This window comes from Paenibacillus sp. FSL R7-0189 (assembly GCF_037969925.1).
Classification (GTDB): domain Bacteria; phylum Bacillota; class Bacilli; order Paenibacillales; family Paenibacillaceae; genus Paenibacillus_AQ; species Paenibacillus_AQ odorifer.
In genome coordinates this window covers 4,606,994-4,626,550 of sequence record NZ_CP150223.1, presented here as the reverse complement: position 1 = coordinate 4,626,550, position 19,557 = coordinate 4,606,994, and the positions used below count along the sequence as shown (strand labels likewise).

Below are 19,557 nucleotides of genomic sequence, written 5' to 3'. Positions count from 1 at the left end.
ATTGCATTGACAGGAATTCTAGGATTTGATAAAGTTCAAATTGAAAATAATAATGATAATGATTCTCATTATTATTTGTTGGTACACATATATAGGGAGGTTTATCATGCTAAAAAGAAAGACCCTCTTCCCCATCCTGGCACTCATAATGTTATTGTCTGTATTTGTGACAGCTTGCGGGGGAACAAACAATGCTTCATCTAATAAACCAACAGAAACAACAGAAGCAACTACAGCACCGAGCACAGAGCCAACGACTGCTCCTGAGGCTTCAGCTGCTGAAATGCGTAGCTATGAAACCACTAAAGGTACTGTGCAAATACCTGTAAAACCACAGCGGATTATTACAGATTATTATGGTGGGGAGTTGCTCTCCGTAGGAGCAAATGTTGTAGGTGTCGAACCTAGTACCTTTGATAATCCCTTCTTGAAAGACCTGCTCACAAACACACAAGATGTCGGTGCTCCAGTTAACGCCGAGAAAGCTCTGGAACTTACACCTGATCTAATCGTCGTTATGTATGATGATAACTACGATGCTTTATCCAAAATTGCTCCAACCATTCATATTCCATACGGAACTGCTACAAATATCTATGAAACTGTTAAACTGTTCGGTGACATTGTAGGTGTGCCTGACAAAGCTGAACAATTTATTGCTGACTTTGAGAAAAAGGCTGCTGAAGGCCGCGAGAAGCTTAAAGGTGTCGTAAATGAAAATGATACTTTTGGAATCTATGAGCTGACTGATAAAGGTGAGCTATGGACCTTCGGAAATAATGCCGGCCGAGGTGGACAAGCCCTTTATAACGCACTTAAGCTAAAAATGCCTACTAAGAACAGCAATGACAACCAAACGTTGCAGCTGTCCATGGAGCTATTGCCAGAATATGCAGCTGACTACATGTTCCTCACCACTTATGATCCTGACAAAAAAGGAGATAAGCTGAAAGAACTGAAGGAATCTCCAGTTTGGAACGGACTTGATGCTGCGAAGAACGATCATCTATTCTACAATGATTTTGATACCTACTACCGCTATGATCCGATTGCGATTACCGCACAGATTGATCTGTTCGTAGATATGATTCTTGAACGCAACGGTAAGAAATAAACATAGGCACATACAAAAACACCCTACTTTAGACACTGTCTAAAGTGGGGTGTTTGGCTATACATAATAAGCTTCTGTTAAATTTATATCATCTAGTATATTCATTATACTCATCGGTGTTATTTAATTTTTTGTACATATACTCATCATTTTTAAGCTTATAGAGCTGCCCCATCCCCGCAAATACGAAAAACAGCACCAAAATTAATCCATACGCATAGGTGAATTCACCAATATAAAAGCAAGTGACTATCGCAACAAGGGTCAAGATCATTAATGCGACTGCAATTCTGGAAAAAATCTTTTTCAAATGGAATCCCCCCACGTTTTGTGCACCAATATTATCATATTTGGGATTAAATTGAAATCTCATTTTGTTCTATTAAGGGAATATCGAGTAGCTTAATATGTGCCAGCATATTGTGAGTGTATATTTTGGTGTATATACGATAAAAAAGGACTTGAAATAAAAGATACGCTCCGCCTACTAACAAACAAAACCACATCGGCTCCAGAGCTGTAGACATTTCAACCCTGGAAGAACCAACAACATAAAAAGAAGACAATGCAATACCTAATGCATAAGGGAGAAAAAACAGCACTTTTAAAGGGCCGCCTATAATACGAGCCACGTCCTTAGTAGTAATTCCAATCTTGTTCAGCTTCCTGAATTTGATCCGCTCACGCTCTAAATCGGTCTGAATACTGAAATGCAGCACTATCCCGGAGGCGCCGAAAAATATTAAACCAACAAATGAAATTACGAAGATTCCAAATCGGCCAGACTCCTGTAACTGTAGATAGTCACTTATTCTAGACTTCGTAGAGAATACGAGGGCCTCTTGCCGCTCATTGCCATACCAGGACTCTGTATTGTCTTTGTTATATTTGGCTAAAGCGGCATTTAACTTAGCATCTATATCCGCAGTTTTTTTCCAATCCTTAAAATTCAGGAGCTGAAGGATACCGATCGCTTTTTTATTTTCCGCTTTCAGCGCCATATAATCCTCTTCGTTTACAATGATATGAAGACCATTCATTAAATTCGGCACAGGGTTAAATACCATGTTAAATAGGATACCTTGTGAATACAGCGTATGCTTCCCGGAAGCAAGCGTCAGGTCAAAGGTGGGCATTTCCGGTCTTTGATTCTTCCACTCTTCTCCTTGTGCAACTGTGGCCAGATTTAGAAAGTGATCTTTCTCCACATGATAATCAGAGCCGATTAATGCGTTTATATTCTGGTCCAGAAATATTTTAAAATTAAACAAGTCGATATACTCCAGCTTTTGGTGTGAAAGCAGCGGCGTAGCGCCATGATCCGTGATCTCACTTAGTATTTTTGGTGAGATGCTATTTTTTCCGAATACTTCTGAATAGGCAATATCATATGGATTGTTTGCAACCGGAATTTCCTCAGCATTCCAGGTCAAATAAAAAATAATCCCGCTTAGAGAAATCGTGATGAAGACGAGAAAGGTGATGAGAGAAAGCACTACTTTGGAGCGACCAAGGGTATAGATCAAATTGGAACTAAACAGCAGGTGCTTGTGATATGCTCTGCTTGATCGCGATATAAAAAGTTTCATCCAGTCCCCAAGTCCTGACAGCAGCAAATAAACGCCCAACATACTAATTCCCAGATTTATTAACATCATGCGAGCATCGGAAGGGTTGTAATGAGTGAGCATATTATAAACGGAGATTCCCAACAGTAAAACTCCGATGACTCCGGTGATTTTCCCATGAATCAGGTTGCGTTCTGCGGTTCTGGATTCTTTTAAAAGACGTAAAATGCTGTATCTCAAAGTGAATAGCAAATTGATTGCAATCACAACTATGTAAATCACCGCGAAGAATTTAATGGTATACAGATAACTATCCAGCGTCAGTATAAAAGCACTGTCCCCAATATCAACTAACAGCGAAACAATGAAGAAAAAAATACCGGAGAAAACCGTCCCTGCACCTAAACCAGTGAGAATCGAGGCTAAAGCGATCATGCTATTCTCGAACAAAATGATTTTGCGGATATTGTGGCTTGTCATTCCAAGTACCATTAATAGCCCAAAGTCGCTTTTTCTGAATTTCAAAAAGGCCATCTGCGCATATACAATAAACAGAACAGCAAACACTCTTATCACCAAAAAAGGAGCATATAAATTACCTGACACCATCCCATTCACTTGATAAGGGTCATTAAAATCAGGATTACTGTACAGCGAATAAAATGTAAAAAAGATCATGACTGTAAAGCTGCTGCATAAGAAAAACAACAAATATCTTCTAAGATTCGCCTTAAATATCTGAAATGCCATTCTCCTAAAGGTCATCTTCTCCCCCTCCAATAAAGGCCAGGTTCTCCAGAATCAGATCAAAAAATGCTCTGCGCTCTTTATTCTCTCTAGCAATCTCTAGTAGAGCCTTCCCATCTTTGATAAAAAGCACGCGATTACAATAGCTGGCCGCAAAAGGATCATGTGTGACCATCACTATCGTTGCTCCTTTTAGAGTGTTGAGCTTGGCGAAGGTTGCCATCACCGTACTCGAGGATTTAGAATCCAAATTCCCTGTCGGCTCGTCCGCAAAAATCACATCTGGATGATTAATAATCGCCCTGCTGATCGCCGTCCGCTGCTGTTGCCCCCCTGAAACCATATAAGGATATTTGTCCTTCACCTCATCCAGATCAAATAGCGATAACGTCTCATCTGTCTTGGCATTGATATCTTCTACCTCTTGATCATCCAGCACCATGGGCACCATGATATTTTCCCGTAGGGTCAGACTATCCAGCAGATTGTAATCCTGAAAAACGAATCCCATACGCTGCCGGCGAAAAAGCGCAAGCTCGTTCTTGGACATCTCACTTATACTAGTCTCTGCAATTCTTACAACCCCACTATACTCCGTATCGATTCCGCTTAGTATATTTAAAAATGTCGTTTTTCCGCTCCCCGAGGGTCCCATAATCGCCACAAACTCGCCACTGTCCACACTAAGACTAATTCCGTTCAACACTCGAAACCGATTCGTTTTGCCTTTGCCTTTATATTCTTTCGAGAGATTCTCTACTTGCAGTATGGACATCCTGGCACCTTCTCATTGATAGGTTTGGATTGAGTTACATTAAATGGAATTCAATCACTCGGTATTACTATAAAGCTAAGAAGGGCGTTCGTTTGTTAGATTGCTCACAGCGCAAAAAAAGCAGGATACCTCCTCTATAATTTCCGCTCCCGCAAAAAACAAAGGCAAAGAAAACCAGTAAAAGCAAGTCCTCCGATTGCTGCTAATGAGAAGGAAAACGCCCTTACATAATCCGCTAGATCTGCTTCCAAAAGAGAATGCTTTAGCGAAGCGGAGAATAAAATACCGATTAACGCCACTCCTAACGAATTCGCAAAATACATAAAGGTAGTGATCAAGCCTGAACCCGTGCCCGTGATCTTTGTGGGTACTGAACTAAGCGTGACGTTAACTAGGGGCGTAGTAGCCATTCCAAGACCGAAACCATATATCAATAATATTAGGATATTACGAGGGTCTAGCAGCTGCGTAACGTCCACATTTAGCTCTAACATAAGCAGCAGGCTACAGCTCCCCATCATCAGCGCTCCTATCTTAAGTACACTCATCCCCCATCTTTTGACCATTCGAGAAGAGATTAGGGAAGTCATAAAAAAGCCTATCCCTATAGGCAAAAAAACCATACTCGTATCTTGAACACTATAGTGCAAACCAAATTGCATATAATAGCTCAAAATAAAAAAGAAAGAGAACATACTTAGATAAAGGACAAGAACGGTTGCCAGACCAGCGCTAAATGTTCGATCTCTGAAAATAGACAGATCGACTAACGGTAACGCCCCCTGCTTTCCCTTTCGATTTTCAACCCAGATAAAAGTAAACAACACGAAAAGAGCTAACATTAGACAGCCAAAAATCCACAACGGCCACCCTTGTTTTTGTCCATCTGACAACGGATAGATCAGCAGGAACAAACCGATCAGCAGAAGGAAGCTTCCAGTCCAATCAATACTGTGCGCCTGCTCAGCCCGTGTTTCAGGTACAATCGGCATTAACAGCAGGACGAGAAGTCCAAATGGCACATTGAAAAAAAATACCGTCCGCCAACCGAGATCGAACGGATTCCAATTCACAATAGTGCCTCCGAGGATGAATCCGAATGCAAATCCAAAACCAATCATGGCGCCGTAAATGCCGAAAACAAGCCCTTTTTCCTTTGGCAGAAAGCTGACCTGCAGCGTAGATAGAACCTGAGGTTGAATAAGCGCCGCAGCCAATCCCTGCACAATCCGAATAACAATCAGAAGAGCCGGATCTGAGGTCAATCCGCCCAATACTGCCATGACCGTAAACCCGCTCACCCCGATCAGCAACATCCGTTTCCTGCCGTATATATCTCCAAGCTTTCCACTAATAATCAACGCCACAGCTAATCCTAGCGAAAATCCGGTAACGATAAGCTGTGCTTCCGAAAAGCTTGCGTTCAAGCTATATTGCATAGATGGAAGCGCAACTTGAATCATATAAGTATTTAATGAAATAAGTAATGTTGGCAGTAAAATAACCCCCAGCGCATACCACCGGCGCGAATCTACTTGTTGTTGTTCCATTGTATAACCACCTTTTTATCTGCAATCTATGTAATTATTATCATTTAGAGTGGTCTTTTTCTCTACCTGTTAAGGGAGGTGCACTCCTTGATAAGGGAGCAAACACAAAAAAACCTCAAGCAGACAGAAAATAACGTTCGATTCCGAACCCTATGTTCTAACACTTGAAGCTTTAAGCTTTCTGCATTTACAAATCTTCCTACAGCCTGTTTCGTTCCAAACTCTGTTGTTCGATACGTTTTAAGTATTCGCTTGGATTGCAGCCATAATGCTTACGAAAGGTCGTCGTGAAATTGCTGACATTGCTATATCCGACCGAAACAGCTGTTTTCCCTATATTCAAACCTTCAACCTCCATATACCAGAGCGCTTTCTCCATCCTTTTTATACGTACTAGCTCGAAGATCGTCATGCCAAATAATTCGCGGAAGCCTTTTTTTAGCTTGAATTCGTTGATACCTACCCGCTTAGCCAACTCACGTATAGATAACGGTTGTTCGAAATGGATTTGCACCAATTCATGTACCCGCTTCAGATTAGTAATATCATCATGCCGCAGTGTCATACTATCGCTAATAGAACCGTAACCATCAGACTCACCAAACAAAGCAATAAATTCAAGGGCTTTGCTCTCCATATATAAACGTCTCAATGTTCCATGATAGGTACAGTGGATTATTTCGGAGACACATTTTCGGATTGCCGCAGTATCTGGATAACGATCAATATTGCCACGATGATGTCTAAGCCAGGTTTCCATTTGCTGTGTCTCCGATAAATCTCCGGCGTAATTCAGCAGTTCACTAGGAGCTAACCGTATTTCCAGCAATTGATTGGGGACACCTGCTTTTTTCTCTTCATACACCTGAACATCCTCTAGAAAAAGGACATTGCCCATTTGTTTATCCGTGTAACTTTCCTTGCCGTTCCATTCGCAATAGATTTCTCCGCTTAGATTATAGCTTAGTTCAAACAACGGACAAGCTTCTTGAATGTAGAGCTTCATATCTTGTTCGTAAGTTATGTCCGTATACATAATCTCCATACCTGGACGAATCCGTGTACGGGTGACAGTTCCCTTACCAATATGTGAAGGAATAGTAAGCCGTTGTTCCCATTGGTTATGCTCAACATGCCCCTCTATCCGTTCTGTAAATTGATCAAAAAGATCATGAATTTCCATATTCAATATATTTAAAGTCATCGCAAACCTCTCCTTCTTCGCTCCTTGTATACGATGAGTTACATAATCTCTACTCTAGCTCCGTAAATGATAATTGTTATCACTTGAAAGTGTCAACCTGAAATACAAAAAAGCATTGGCGGATTTTATCCTGCCAACGCTTTTTCAGAAGTAAAATAAGACCGTTCAAACTGATGGAAATGTGTCCCTCCGGTATCTCAGCTCCCCCGTAACCTCCATAATCTTCGAGGCTAACAAATGCGAGGGCAGCTCGTAATCCACACAACCCAGCTTCGCCGCTGCTTCAGGCATTTCACTTTCAATAGAAGTTTCTTGCGATTCTACAAGCGTTGATTGGGCACCAGCATGTTTGGCAGCTAGCATCCCTTTAGCGCCATCATTTCCCATTCCGGTCATTAGGATTAAATGCTGCTGCAGACCAGTGAGTGCAGATATAGACTCAAACAAGACATCGACCGAAGGACAGTGCCCATTCACTGCAGGCTTTTTCATAAGTTTTATTCTGAGATCCTGCTCCTCCCGAATGATGGTCATATGAGAATTACCTGGAGCGATATAGACGGTTCCCCCGAGCACCGATTGCTTGTCCTTGGCTTCCACCACCCGTACACTTGAGAACCGATTCAGTCGTTCCGCCAATGCTTTTGTGTACTTAGGCGGCATATGTTGCACAATTAGCAGGGGATACGGGAAGCTCGCTGGAAGTGAGGTAATTAAGATTTCTAATGCCTTCGGCCCTCCTACTCCACATCCAATTCCCACGATCTGCTCAATGACTTCTGTACATCCACTCTTATCGTTTTTTTGTTTCTCTTGTCGAGCTTTCACTTTGGAGATGTTTATATTGTTAAGAATAAGAGTTCTTAAAGGAATTTCAGCGGCTTTCTTAATTTTGAATAATAACTCATCTTTTATGCTGTATAGACCAGGTCCATAAGATTGAGCCGGCTTGGAGATGAAATCCACTGCACCATTTTGTAGAGCAGTAATGGTTGCAGTTATACCTTCCTTTGTAGCTGAGCTCAGGATAAGTATAGGTGTTGGCCGCTGTGACATTATGCTTGTGAGTGCTACCAAACCGTTCAATTCCGGCATTTCTATATCTATAGCCACGACATCGGGCCTGAGTTTTTGAACCATGCTGATCGCTTCGGATGCATTTCGTGCTACTCCAATGACCTCGAGGGTTGAATCCTCCGAAATTAGGTTCGAGATCTGTTTACGCATGGTTACTGAAGCAGCTACAACGAGCACCTTTATTTTTTGCACTACTTCTCCTCTCCTATCAATGATAATACCCCTGACACTGTTTATTTAACTTTAAAAATTGATACCAGACTATTTAACTCTTCTGCTAGCTGAGCCAAAGCATTGGCCGTCGTTGCCGTTTCACTGCTGCTTGCCGCCATTTCTTCAGTTGCGGCGGATATGCTCTCAATTGAGAACATCACCTCAGACGATTGTGCAGCCTGTTCTTCACTGGCAGCCGCAATTTCTGTTACTTTATGAGCGGTATCGTTCACCATCGTAAGGATATGTTCAAAGGCTTCTCCATTTTTTTGTGAAAAAGCTACTCCTTCTACTACGGCATTTACACTATGCTGCGTATTCTTCTGCATTTCTTTGATAATGCCCGTGATTTGTTTCGTAGCCCCACTGCTCCGCTCAGCTAACTTTCTTACTTCATTCGCAACAACGGCAAAACCTCGACCTTGTTCACCTGCGCGGGCCGCTTCTATCGCTGCGTTCAGGGCTAGCAGATTTGTCTGTTGGGCAATATCTTCAATCACCGCAATAATCTCACCAATCTTATCGGAATCTTCCGCAAGTCTAGACATTTGAGTATCCAGTACTGCCATTCCTTGTACGGAGTTCTTAACCACGATCCCTCCATCTTGAGCGATACGCATCGTTTGATCTGACAGCTCAGAGGCCTGTTCAGCACTCTGGGCTACTGAATTAATCGCCGCAGATAATTCTCGGAACAACTCATTCATCGTTTGCGCTGCACTAGCTTGACTCATACTTCCACTAGCTACTTCCTCTGTACTTGCTGAGATTTGCTGCGCAGCAGCTGAGACACTTTCCGCAGAAGACGAAATGCCGCTCACAGTACGTCTTAGGTTCAGAACCATCTCATTAACGGAAAGAGCTAGCATTCCAATCTCGTCCTTGGATTCCAGATTCGACGTTTCGCTTAAATCACCGTTTGCCACTTTACCTAGCAAGCGCATTACTTGATTTAGAGGCCGTGCTATGATCTGCGATATTAGAAGACCCAGACCAATACTGATGAGCAGCGCAACAATAGTAACGCTAAACGTAATCAAACGAGAGGACTGATAGAGTTCATTGGCGCTAACAATCGAACCTTGAGCCTGCATCATATTGATGTCTATTAAATTTTGCAGAAAGTCAGTCAGCTCTGTTGTAGCTGTTTGCAAATCACTTACAAGCAAAAAATTTGTATATTTCTCATTACTAATATTTGTATTATTTAATTCAATAGCCTCATCCAGGCTTGTGATATACCGTTTCCAGATCTCAGGATAATCCTTCATTATGGCTAATTCTTCAGCTCTCAACGCAGTCTTGCTATATTTACCCATGATCTCTTCAATACTTTGAACGTTTTTATGTATTTTATCTTCGTATTCTTTCTTTTCTGCCACTGTTTTAGCCATCGTGTTTATGTCACGGATATTGATTCTATTTGTTAAAAATAGTTCATTCGCTTCTCCTAAATAAGCTATAGGTGTTAAGCGGTTTTCGTACATGTCCACGATAGACCGGTCCAACTTACTCAAATTCGTAATTCCATAGAATCCTACAAAGCACAATATTGCGGATACTAACAGAAATGCGGAGATTAACTTCACTGCTGTTCTTAAATTATAAAACCACTTCATTTTCCTCAGCCCCTCATTGGCGTTAGTCATTTTTTAGTAATTCTTAGGAACTATTTCATCATATACGGTAAGCAGATTAAGGTAACCGAAAAAAAATAGCGCGACCACGCAAAAATATTGCGTCATCCCGCAAAAAAAGCGCAGACCAAAAAATCCCGCCTCACAGAACCGTGAACGGGATTTTGATCTATTTGTTTGTTACGAATTTTCATAGTGAATTGTTGAAATCGGACTCCTTCAATATGCCCAGACGTTTAGCTTTTATTGCCGCTTCAATTCTCGATTTCACATTTAGCTTTTGGAACAGACTCGTTAAACTGTATTCCAGCGATCGTTGACTCATAAGTACAATCTCTGCTATTTCTTTGTTGCTTTTTCCTTTTGCAATCTCTGTCAGCATTTCATGCTCTTTTTTACTGATCTTCGGATTTGCTTGGTCAACATTAATCTCCATTCCTTTAGGTGATACTTTTCTTAACTGTTTAACTAGGGCATGAGGCAAAATGACATCTCCCCTTAAAGCACAACGCACTGCTGCAACCAACTGCTCTCTATTGGTCGTTTTTGAAATAAATCCAAACAAACCCGATTCGATCATCAAGTTAAATTTGTTAGTAATTTCGTATCCGGTGTAGATTAAGATAATCGCATCTGCGCTTATATTTAAGACTTCCTTCGCCAAATCAATCCCATTTCCATCAGCGATATGAAGATCAAATAACATTACGTCAAACGTATGGCTACCCACCATGTTAAGCGCCTCATGGGCTGAATTGGCTAGGGTAACCTCCATATCTCCCTCTTGTTCCAGTATCATCTTAGTCCCTTCCATGACAGAGGGATGGTCGTCCACTAACAAAATTTGAATCATGCCTAATACACCCCTATCCCCTTATTATGCCCCATGATTAATCTGCAGGTATGGATATAAAGACAGCTAATCCCTTATTCTCTGGCGAAAGAAATCGTATGGTCCCATCCATACTGCGAACCCTTTCTTTCATCCCATAAATCCCCATACTCTTAATAGAATCCTCTCCTAAAAGGCTCATTCCAATTCCGTTATCTTCATAATCCAAAAGCACCTGTTGCCCTTCACTAGCTAAGGAGATACGTACTTCTGTGGCACAGGAATGTTTAGCTGCATTAGCCAAAAGTTCCTGCACAATACGGTACAGACCTATTAGAATCTCGTCTTTTAACTTATGCCTGAAAGCGTTTGACTCAAAATAAATCTGATAGTCGTTCCGCAACTGAGCAAATTCAAACAATGTCTCAAGTGAGGAAGCAAGCCCCTCATTGATTAATGCTGGTGGTCTAAGCTCATTGCAGATAATCCGCAGTTCATAGATAACATCGAGTAAACCTTCTGTGATCTGTTCTAACTGCTCCTTTAGTTCCCCCGTAACGGATTTATCACTTAAAAAATTATCAAGCTTACGATACCAGATGATCTGTTCTTGAAGTGCTGAATCATGTAAATCTTGAGCAAGCCGTTTGCGTTCATTCTCGGATAAATTAAACATAAAGCGTAGTAACCATGTCGGAGCTTGCTCGGAAGCCGCTAACTCAAGGTCCTTAGTTAGATCTTCTATGAGCAAAAAATTATCAAATAACACACTAACATAACGGGTAATCGTCTTCAGCCACACTCGAACAGAACTTATTTCTAATAAAATAGACTTCTCATTAATGGATAGAATATAGCTTTTTCTTCGGAACTCTCCGATCTTAAGTGAATAGCCCTGCTCGGTCTCAATAATCTCGCATATTTTATCATGGTTATCTTCAACTTCAACCATACAAATATTGGTAACCCGCAAGACCTCTCTAACTTCTTTTAGTAATCGTTGTTCCATGTGACTGATCTTCATCGCACCAAACAAATCTTGCGAGAATTGATCAAGACTCATCTGTAAGTTGAAATACCTTTCCTCGCTGTTCCGAATGATCTGCTCTGTAAGCTGTCTTTCCACCTCAATTTTTTTCCGATCACTGATATCCCTAAAGATAGAGATACATGCAACCTTACCCTTATATAGAATTGAGCTAGCTGTTACTTCTACATCGATAATAGATCCATCTGACCGCACGACCTTTTGTTCAATAGGAGCTAATATCCGATTGGGTCCATAATAGATTTCACGCATCCGATCTCTAGCCAGCGTTATATAGTCTGGGTGGGCCCAATTAAAAATAGAGGTGCCAATCAATTGATCCTCACTGCAAACTCCAAACAATCCTAAACAGGAAAAATTCACATAAAGGAATTTATATTCACTATGGAGTACTACCGCTTCAGGTGACATATCAATAAGCAGCCGATTGAGTTCCTCGCTTTCTCTAAGTTCACTCTCCATCTGGACCCTTTTTGTAATGTCTCTCGCTACAATCACAATACTAACTACTTCTCCATCCTCACCAAGAACAGGTGTACCCAAGCATTCCAGATCTATAATGTGACCTTTGATGTGAATAAACCGATTGTAAAACATCTTACATACTTTTGTCCGAAAAATATCCAAGATCTGTTCCCGCAACACTTCTTGTTCATCAGGATGAATATACTCCAAAATGGTTGTGTTCTTTATTGAACCAACAGGAAGACCAATAATTTTCTCACAAGAGGACGAAGCAATAATGAAGTTCCCTTGCTGATCCAGAACCCCAATCATATCCTCCATATTCTCTGTAATAAGCCTGTACTCCGCCTCCCGCTGAGCCAGCCGCTTTTCCACCTCCACAGATGCAGTGATATCTCTTGCGATAACAAAGGTACCCACAATTTGATTGTTTTCATGTACAGGGATGTTTTTCATCGACCAATGGTTAACTAATCCATTCTCGCGGACAGAAGTAACCGTGTAATGCTGCAGAACTCCGCCAACCGTTTTCTCAAAATAATCAGACATCATATACGAATTCTCTGCACCAAATAAATTCACAATGGATAAGTTTTCTCCGAATCTATTAAAAGCTTCTCCAGTAATTTGATCTGCCGCTGGATTGATAGCTACAATGCTGCCCTGCAGATCCAATTCACACACGATATCTGGGTTATGGTCAAACAGGGATTTGTAGCGCTGCTCGCTTTTTAATAGAACCTCTTGCATCTGCTTTTTTTCCGTATGGTCGATTAAGATCCCATTGAGCCGTACCACTGCCCCTGTCTCATCCATACTGGGAATGATCCTGACTTGGACCCATCGGAGTTCACCGCTGGCATGGATGATCCGATATTCACTAAGATTGCTTATTCCTTGCCCCACTGTAGTTATAATCTTCTGAATTAAAGGCCGCTCTTCTTTAGGAGCAATTCTTAGCCAAAAGTCATCTTCCTTCGCCTGTTCTGGTGAATATCCCGTGATATTGAAAATGGCATCCGATATGAATAACATTTTCCGTGATACGTAATCGTAAGACCAAATCGCCACATCGATCGTAGCAAACATCTGCTGATACAGAGAAAAGCTACTCTCTAACTGGGCTTGAGCATTTTTTTGTTCCGTGATATCTATGATTACGCCATCTATTCTACAAACCTTATGCTCTTGATTAAAAACGGGCGTGCCTATACTTTGAACCCACTTCAGCGCTTTTGCAGGTAACTGCATACGATACTCAAGATTACATAGGTGACCAGAGTATAATTTATCTATATACGCATCAAACCGTTCAAGATCCTCACTGTACACATATTCACGTAAAAAATTGGGGTTATGCGGTAAAGCATGATCTGAACAGTCCACCCAATTCTCCAAAACATTCGACATTGTCAGCAAATTTGCTTCCATGTCAATAGACCATGAGGTCATATCCTTGTCGCCAAGTGAATGCATATTGAGATTCCCTCCACATAAAAAGCCCCCCCTTTTCGGGGCGGCTTTTTCTTCCTATTCGCTATTTCGCAAGCGTCTTTACATTTTAGCCATTATCTACTGAGCAATCTGCTCGCGGATATTCTGCAATATTTTCTTCTCCAGCCGGGATACCTGCACTTGAGAAATCCCAAGGCGACTAGCAACCTCTGACTGCGTTTGGTCACGGTAATATCGAAGATAAACAATCAGCCGTTCACGCTCGCTGAGACCTCCGATAGCCTCATTCAGTGCCAGCTTATCAAACCAGCGTTCCTGTGATTCGTCAGCGATTTGATCAATCAGAGTGATCGGGTCACCATCATTCTCGAACACAGTCTCATGAATCGAGGTCGGTGGCTTGTTAGCTTCCTGAGCAAATACCACTTCTTCAGGCGTAACTCCCAGTGCCTCAGCAACTTCACCGATGGTAGGCAGACGGTCCAGCGTCTTAGACATTTCATCCTTCATCTTGCGGACCTTATTAGCCATCTCCTTAAGAGAACGGCTAACTTTCAAGGTTCCATCGTCGCGAAGGAAACGCTGAATCTCGCCAATGATCATCGGCACGGCATAAGTGGAGAATTTGACCTCATAGCTGAGGTCGAACTTATCAACGGACTTCAAGAGCCCGATGCAACCGATCTGGAACAAATCGTCAGGTTCATACCCGCGGTTCATAAACCGCTGCACTACCGACCAGACCAACCGGATATTGCAGCTAACTAGTGTGTCCCGGGCAAGATTATCTCCGGCCTGACTGAGCGCGATAAGACGTTTGACCTCCGCATCGTCCAAATAGGTCGGCGGAGCTTTTTTTGACTCTGCATCCATGGCTCCAACCCCTAATTGTATAAAGCTTTTTTCGAAACGATGGTTTTCTTCATTGAGATCGAAGTGCCGTGTCCCGGTTCACTAGTGACTTCAAATTCATCCATGAAATTCTCCATAATGGTAAAGCCCATGCCCGACCGCTCCAGCTCTGGCTTTGAGGTATATAGCGGCTGTTGTGCCAGCTCCAAATCCTCAATGCCCCGTCCCTGATCCTCAATGGTTAAATGTACCGTTTCGTTGTCCAGCGAAGCTGAAATAGTCACAATACCTTCCGGATCACTATCATACCCATGAATAATACAATTGGTGACCGCCTCCGACACGACTGTCTTCAGATCATTCAGCTCGTCCATTGTAGGATCAAGCCTAGAAACGAACGCCGCTACAACTACACGCGCGAATGATTCGTTCTCCGAGAGTGCAGCGAACTGCACGTTCATGAAGTTACCAGCCTTACCATTTGTCATAACGCAACCTCCAAATCCGAGAGTGCAGTGCTCTCGTCGTCATATAGGGGCATGATCTTGAACAGGCCTGACATTTCCAGAAGTCGCTTCACAGGTGCCGTTGCATCACACACCACCATTTTGCCGCCTTTACTATGGATCAGTTTATACCTTCCCAGAATTACGCCGAGACCCGAACTGTCCATAAACTGCAGATGCTTAAGACTAAGGATCAAATGCGATACCTGACCCCGCATAATCGCTTCATCCATATCCATTCTTACAAAATCGGCGGCATGATGATCGAGTTCCCCAGATAAACGGACAATCAGCACACCCCTGTGATGCTCCATTTCCACATTAGAATTCATGCTTGCCACTCTCCTCTTCGTTGCTTTGAAAACTTGGCCTTAAGAGACAGTACCCATTCTCTTCAAGGACAAGGTTTCTACGTGGCAAATCAGGAATCCTGCCTCACGACAAAACTAGAAGAAAACCCCTATGAATCTACAAAGCACATGGGCGCAATCTACAAAAAAGCTCTTTTTAATCCATGCCGAACATCGAGCCTGTTGTACGTTTAAAGAGCTTCCACCAGCCTGCTTTTGCCACAGCTTCCCCTGCTTTAAGTTCATACTCTTTAATCACTTGGGTTCCTTGGTAGACAACCAGCTTGCCTATGGACTGGCCTTCAGCCACTGGTGCCTTCACGCTTTCTGGAAGTACTAGTTCGTGACGAATGCCTTCTTGCGTCACACCTTTTTTCAAAAGAACACTATACGTCTCTTTCGCCGTAATCGGCAGCTCGGACTTCACACCCTTCTCAATCTTAAGGGTACCAATAGCGTCCCCTTCTTTGTGAATAGTGTGGATCTTATATTGCGAAAAGAGATAGTCAAACATGCCCGACACTTCACTGTTACGTGTCTTCGTGTTCGGCTCACCCAGCACAACAGCAACAGCACGCAGACCGTCTCTTGCAGCCGTAGCGGATAAGCAGAATTTTGCTTCAGCGGTATATCCTGTTTTCAGTCCATCAGCACCTGTATAGAAACGTACAAGCTTGTTCGTGTTTACCAACCAGAATGGTTTGGTGGAATCCTTACGCAGATAATCCTGATAGGAACCGGTATATTTGATAATTCTATCATGCTTTAAAAGCTCCCGGCTAATTACCGCAATATCGTAGGCTGAGGAATAGTGATTAGCAGCTGGAAGACCGTTGCAATTGGCAAAGTGGGTATCTTTCAGACCCAGCTCTTCCGCTCTTTTATTCATCAGATCGACAAAAGCGCTCTCCGAACCCGCTATTTTCTCTGCCATCGCCACAGATGCATCATTACCGGAGGCCATAGCGATGCCTTTGAGCATCTCATCCACCGACATTTCTTCACCAGGCTCCAGGAAAATTTGCGATCCGCCCATCGATGCGGCATATTCACTCGTGCGCACCTTATCCGTCAGTTGCAGTCTTCCTTCATCCAGTGCTTCCACCGTAAGCAGCATCGTCATAATCTTCGTAATACTTGCGGGAGGCAGCTTATCATGGCTGTTCTTTTCATAAATAATAGTGCCGGTGCCTGCATCCATCAAAATCGCAGAACGCGCACCAGGCGCAAGATCTACAGCGGCAGCATTACTGCCAGAATCCTTGCTTTTTTCCTCAGCATAAGCACCTGACATCGGTCCTAGAACCGACACAACGATACAGAGCACAAGCACAGCAAAACGCATTTTTCTCACAATGGTTCCCCTCCTGAACGTTAACCTTCATATCACAGGTACTGTGTTCCAGTTTCGTCAGAAAGGGTGGAAATTATTCCATTTCTAAGTAAATAACTATAATAATTTATCCCAAGAAGTAATGTTGTTGTCAATTAAAAAAAGCCCAGCAGTAGTTGCAGAGCATTTTTATTATAGGGGAGATCAAAAATTATTTCAAATTTTAAGTATTTCCAATTTTTTCGTATTCACTTTAAAGGAAAATGGAATATTTTAACGAATGCTATTTAAGAACTTAACTGCTTATAGAGGAGTGAATATACAGATGAACCACCTTGCAGATTGTATTGAAGCAGAAGCTACACAGAACAATTTCTCTGGTGTAGTGCTGGTACAACAACATGATAAAGAAGTCAGCAGCAGCTGTTACGGTTATGCCAATAAGTCGGATAAGCGCGAAAACAATATTCATACCCGGTTCGGCATTGCTTCCGGATGTAAAATATTTACCGCGATTGCTGTCTGCCAGCTGGTCGATCAGGGATTGATTTCTTTTGAAAGTAAACTAATAGATTATCTTAAAAAGGTAGAGTTCCCTCTCTTTAGTCCTGACATCACCATTCATCAGCTACTTACGCATAGCTCTGGTATTCCGGATTATTTTGATGAAACAATTATGGATGATTTCGAGGACCTGTGGAAGGCACGGCCTATGTACACCTTGCGACAGCTTGAGGATTTTGTGGCGATGTTCCGAACCCTTCCCATGATGTGGACCCCGGGCGAACGTTTCCACTACAACAATGCCGGCTATATCGTGCTAGGCCTTCTGGTGGAGGAACTGAGTGAAATGTCTTTTTCCGATTATGTAGAGCATCACATCTTTAAGCCTTGCGGAATGGAGCAATCCGGTTACTTCACGTTAGATGCCTTACCTGCCAACTGTGCACTAGGATACATAGAGGAAGAGAACGGGAACTGGAGAACCAACATCTACTCAATCCCGGTAAAAGGAGGCGCTGACGGTGGAGCTTTCGTCACTGCCCCCGACCTGCAGCTATTCTGGAGCGGGTTAATGAACCATACATTATTGAGTCCAGTACTCACTTCATTATTGCTTACTCCCCATGTACATGTGGATGGCGAAGGCTATTATGGTTATGGTGTATGGATTACCCTCCGCGAAGAAAAAGTGTTCAAATTTCACATTATGGGCTATGATCCCGGTGTTTCCTTCCGGTCGGCTATCTATCCAGCTAGTGGCGAGACTGTGGTCGTATTATGTAATACAAGCAGCGGGGCTTCGCAGATTTTCAATAAGATCAATAACCAGTTATAAATATTGCACCATTGAGCAAAACGCAAAGCAGCGACCTTCCCGTTATGGGAGGATCGCTGCTTTGTTGTCTGTTTACGGCCATAGCCATGACAATATTTATATTACCTTGACTAGTACCGTGTTACCCCATCTTTAGTAACAAGTGCAAATACCAAAGGTTGGGCAGGAACAGGTTCAGAAGTGATACGGTAGGCTTCTAACACCTTACCTTCAGCTTCCTCAACTTTCTTCTCACTGGCATCGTTGATATGCAAGACTGCAAGCGTCTCGCCGATCTCTACAGCATCTCCAACCTTTTTGGAAAGTTGAATCCCCACAGCCAGATCGATTACGGATTCCTTAGTTTCACGTCCAGCTCCAAGCAGCATAGCCGCAACGCCAATTTCCTCGGCCTGAATACCTTCTATGAACCCTTTGGTTTTTGCTTTCACTTCAATGAATCGCTTAGCAGTAGGGAGCTTCTCCGGAGAATCAATTTGCGATACATCTCCACCTTGTGCCTTCACGATTTGTTTGAACTTCTCTAGCGCACTGCCATCTTCAATATGCGTCATAAGAATCGAACGTGCCTCCGCTTCATCCTTGGCTTTGCCGCCAAGAACAAGCATCTGGCTGCCCAGAATAAGACAGACCTCCTGTAGATCCTTTGGACCATGACCCTTCAAGGTCTCGATTCCTTCCTTAATTTCCAACGCATTTCCGATCCCGTAACCAAGCGGCTGGTCCATATCACTGATGATTGCAACGGTATTGCGACCCAGATGCGTTCCAATGTCAACCATCGCCTGAGCGAGTGCTATAGAATCATCCAGCGTCTTCATAAAAGCACCGCTGCCTGTTTTGACATCCAACACGATCGCATCCGCACCTGCTGCAATCTTCTTGCTCATCACAGAGCTTGCAATAAGGGGGATGGATTCAACTGTTGCAGTTACATCCCGAAGGGCATACAGCTTTTTGTCTGCGGGTGTAATGTTGCCCGACTGACCGATCACGGCAGCCCCGATCTCCCCTACTTGGTCAAAGAAACGCTCACGAGCCATCTCGATAGAGAAACCACTGATTGACTCCAGCTTATCGAGCGTGCCTCCAGTGTGCCCAAGTCCACGACCGGACATCTTCGCTACCGGTACTCCAGCAGAAGCTACCAAGGGTGCCAATACTACAGTTGTTTTATCGCCCACTCCACCTGTGGAGTGTTTATCGACTTTAATACCTGCGATTGGGCTAAGATCTACTTGATCGCCGGACATCGCCATTTCCATCGTTAGATCGCCGGTTTCCCGCGCGTTCATGCCTTGAAAATAAACAGCCATTGCCCAAGCAGAGAGCTGATAATCAGGCACTTCACCTTTACTGTAGCCCTGAATTAGAAAGGAAATTTCCTCACGACTCAGCTCTCCGCCATCTCTTTTTTTCTGAATAATATCGACAGCTCTCATATTACACCTGCACTTCACGGACAATTGCGCGAGCAAGTCCAATAAATTTT

The 19,557-nt window shown here is 42.9% G+C and carries 16 protein-coding genes; 2 read left to right on the top strand and 14 right to left on the bottom strand.

The window, feature by feature from the left end:
• Positions 1-106 precede the first annotated feature (106 nt).
• Entirely contained in the window at positions 107-1,114 is a 1,008-nt protein-coding gene (locus MKY63_RS20095) for an ABC transporter substrate-binding protein (RefSeq protein WP_036676075.1), read from the top strand.
• Between the two features lie 88 nt (positions 1,115-1,202).
• On the opposite strand, the gene MKY63_RS20090 is transcribed toward MKY63_RS20095, so the two are convergent.
• From MKY63_RS20090 to MKY63_RS20030, 13 genes are all read right to left on the bottom strand, one after another.
• Positions 1,203-1,424, bottom strand: coding sequence for a hypothetical protein (locus MKY63_RS20090; RefSeq protein ID WP_042190339.1), 222 nt, complete (start codon positions 1,422-1,424; stop codon positions 1,203-1,205).
• A 46-nt stretch (positions 1,425-1,470) separates the two neighbouring features.
• Positions 1,471-3,432, bottom strand: a complete 1,962-nt coding sequence (locus MKY63_RS20085; protein ID WP_339809711.1) for an ABC transporter permease — start codon at positions 3,430-3,432, stop codon at positions 1,471-1,473.
• 4 nt (positions 3,433-3,436) lie between these two features.
• Positions 3,437-4,204 carry an ABC transporter ATP-binding protein gene (locus MKY63_RS20080; RefSeq protein WP_339809710.1) on the bottom strand — a complete coding sequence of 256 codons (768 nt, stop codon included), beginning with the start codon at positions 4,202-4,204 and terminating at the stop codon, positions 3,437-3,439.
• Between the two features lie 134 nt (positions 4,205-4,338).
• On the bottom strand, positions 4,339-5,754 hold the full coding sequence (locus MKY63_RS20075; protein ID WP_339809709.1) for an MFS transporter: 1,416 nt from the start codon (positions 5,752-5,754) through the stop codon (positions 4,339-4,341).
• Between the two features lie 199 nt (positions 5,755-5,953).
• On the bottom strand, positions 5,954-6,958 hold the full coding sequence (locus MKY63_RS20070; RefSeq protein ID WP_038572467.1) for a helix-turn-helix domain-containing protein: 1,005 nt from the start codon (positions 6,956-6,958) through the stop codon (positions 5,954-5,956).
• Between the two features lie 165 nt (positions 6,959-7,123).
• The gene (gene cheB / locus MKY63_RS20065) at positions 7,124-8,227 is read right to left on the bottom strand and encodes a chemotaxis-specific protein-glutamate methyltransferase CheB (RefSeq protein WP_339809708.1); all 1,104 of its coding nucleotides are present in this window, start codon (positions 8,225-8,227) and stop codon (positions 7,124-7,126) included.
• Between the two features lie 41 nt (positions 8,228-8,268).
• Positions 8,269-9,867, bottom strand: a complete 1,599-nt coding sequence (locus MKY63_RS20060) for a methyl-accepting chemotaxis protein (RefSeq protein ID WP_339809707.1) — start codon at positions 9,865-9,867, stop codon at positions 8,269-8,271.
• A gap of 208 nt (positions 9,868-10,075) precedes the next feature.
• The gene (locus tag MKY63_RS20055) at positions 10,076-10,738 is read right to left on the bottom strand and encodes a response regulator transcription factor (protein WP_076104408.1); all 663 of its coding nucleotides are present in this window, start codon (positions 10,736-10,738) and stop codon (positions 10,076-10,078) included.
• Between the two features lie 37 nt (positions 10,739-10,775).
• A complete protein-coding gene (locus tag MKY63_RS20050) occupies positions 10,776-13,706 on the bottom strand; it encodes a PAS domain S-box protein (protein ID WP_339809705.1) in 2,931 nt (976 codons plus the stop codon).
• Between the two features lie 96 nt (positions 13,707-13,802).
• Positions 13,803-14,558: an RNA polymerase sporulation sigma factor SigF gene (gene sigF, locus MKY63_RS20045; RefSeq protein ID WP_036676059.1), complete on the bottom strand. Its 756-nt coding sequence runs from the start codon at positions 14,556-14,558 to the stop codon at positions 13,803-13,805.
• Positions 14,559-14,569: 11 nt separating this feature from the next.
• Entirely contained in the window at positions 14,570-15,025 is a 456-nt protein-coding gene (spoIIAB, locus tag MKY63_RS20040; protein WP_036676058.1) for an anti-sigma F factor, read from the bottom strand.
• Positions 15,022-15,375 (bottom strand): anti-sigma F factor antagonist, encoded by a 354-nt coding sequence (gene spoIIAA, locus MKY63_RS20035; protein WP_036676057.1) that lies wholly within the window; start codon positions 15,373-15,375, stop codon positions 15,022-15,024. The genes spoIIAB and spoIIAA overlap by 4 nt, the downstream gene beginning before the upstream one ends.
• A 175-nt stretch (positions 15,376-15,550) precedes the next feature.
• Positions 15,551-16,687 carry a D-alanyl-D-alanine carboxypeptidase family protein gene (locus tag MKY63_RS20030; RefSeq protein WP_235219379.1) on the bottom strand — a complete coding sequence of 379 codons (1,137 nt, stop codon included), beginning with the start codon at positions 16,685-16,687 and terminating at the stop codon, positions 15,551-15,553.
• 364 nt (positions 16,688-17,051) lie between these two features.
• On the opposite strand from MKY63_RS20030, the gene MKY63_RS20025 reads away from it, so the two are divergent.
• Positions 17,052-18,065, top strand: coding sequence for a serine hydrolase (locus tag MKY63_RS20025; protein WP_339809702.1), 1,014 nt, complete (start codon positions 17,052-17,054; stop codon positions 18,063-18,065).
• A 110-nt stretch (positions 18,066-18,175) separates the two neighbouring features.
• On the opposite strand, the gene MKY63_RS20020 is transcribed toward MKY63_RS20025, so the two are convergent.
• Positions 18,176-19,507: a pyrimidine-nucleoside phosphorylase gene (locus MKY63_RS20020; RefSeq protein WP_036676056.1), complete on the bottom strand. Its 1,332-nt coding sequence runs from the start codon at positions 19,505-19,507 to the stop codon at positions 18,176-18,178.
• Positions 19,508-19,557: the final 50 nt, after the last annotated feature.

Excerpts from the sequence above, each read along its gene's own strand:
- MKY63_RS20095 (WP_036676075.1), top strand. The coding sequence starts at position 107 with ATGCTAAAAAGAAAGACCCTCTTCCCCATCCTGGCACTCATAATGTTA.
- MKY63_RS20085 (WP_339809711.1), bottom strand. The coding sequence starts at position 3,432 with ATGGCATTTCAGATATTTAAGGCGAATCTTAGAAGATATTTGTTGTTT.
- MKY63_RS20080 (WP_339809710.1), bottom strand. The coding sequence starts at position 4,204 with ATGTCCATACTGCAAGTAGAGAATCTCTCGAAAGAATATAAAGGCAAA.
- MKY63_RS20075 (WP_339809709.1), bottom strand. The coding sequence starts at position 5,754 with ATGGAACAACAACAAGTAGATTCGCGCCGGTGGTATGCGCTGGGGGTT.
- MKY63_RS20070 (WP_038572467.1), bottom strand. The coding sequence starts at position 6,958 with ATGACTTTAAATATATTGAATATGGAAATTCATGATCTTTTTGATCAA.
- MKY63_RS20060 (WP_339809707.1), bottom strand. The coding sequence starts at position 9,867 with ATGAAGTGGTTTTATAATTTAAGAACAGCAGTGAAGTTAATCTCCGCA.
- MKY63_RS20055 (WP_076104408.1), bottom strand. The coding sequence starts at position 10,738 with ATGATTCAAATTTTGTTAGTGGACGACCATCCCTCTGTCATGGAAGGG.
- MKY63_RS20050 (WP_339809705.1), bottom strand. The coding sequence starts at position 13,706 with ATGCATTCACTTGGCGACAAGGATATGACCTCATGGTCTATTGACATG.
- sigF (WP_036676059.1), bottom strand. The coding sequence starts at position 14,558 with ATGGATGCAGAGTCAAAAAAAGCTCCGCCGACCTATTTGGACGATGCG.
- spoIIAB (WP_036676058.1), bottom strand. The coding sequence starts at position 15,025 with ATGACAAATGGTAAGGCTGGTAACTTCATGAACGTGCAGTTCGCTGCA.
- spoIIAA (WP_036676057.1), bottom strand. The coding sequence starts at position 15,375 with ATGAATTCTAATGTGGAAATGGAGCATCACAGGGGTGTGCTGATTGTC.
- MKY63_RS20030 (WP_235219379.1), bottom strand. The coding sequence starts at position 16,687 with ATGTCAGGTGCTTATGCTGAGGAAAAAAGCAAGGATTCTGGCAGTAAT.
- MKY63_RS20025 (WP_339809702.1), top strand. The coding sequence starts at position 17,052 with ATGAACCACCTTGCAGATTGTATTGAAGCAGAAGCTACACAGAACAAT.
- MKY63_RS20020 (WP_036676056.1), bottom strand. The coding sequence starts at position 19,507 with ATGAGAGCTGTCGATATTATTCAGAAAAAAAGAGATGGCGGAGAGCTG.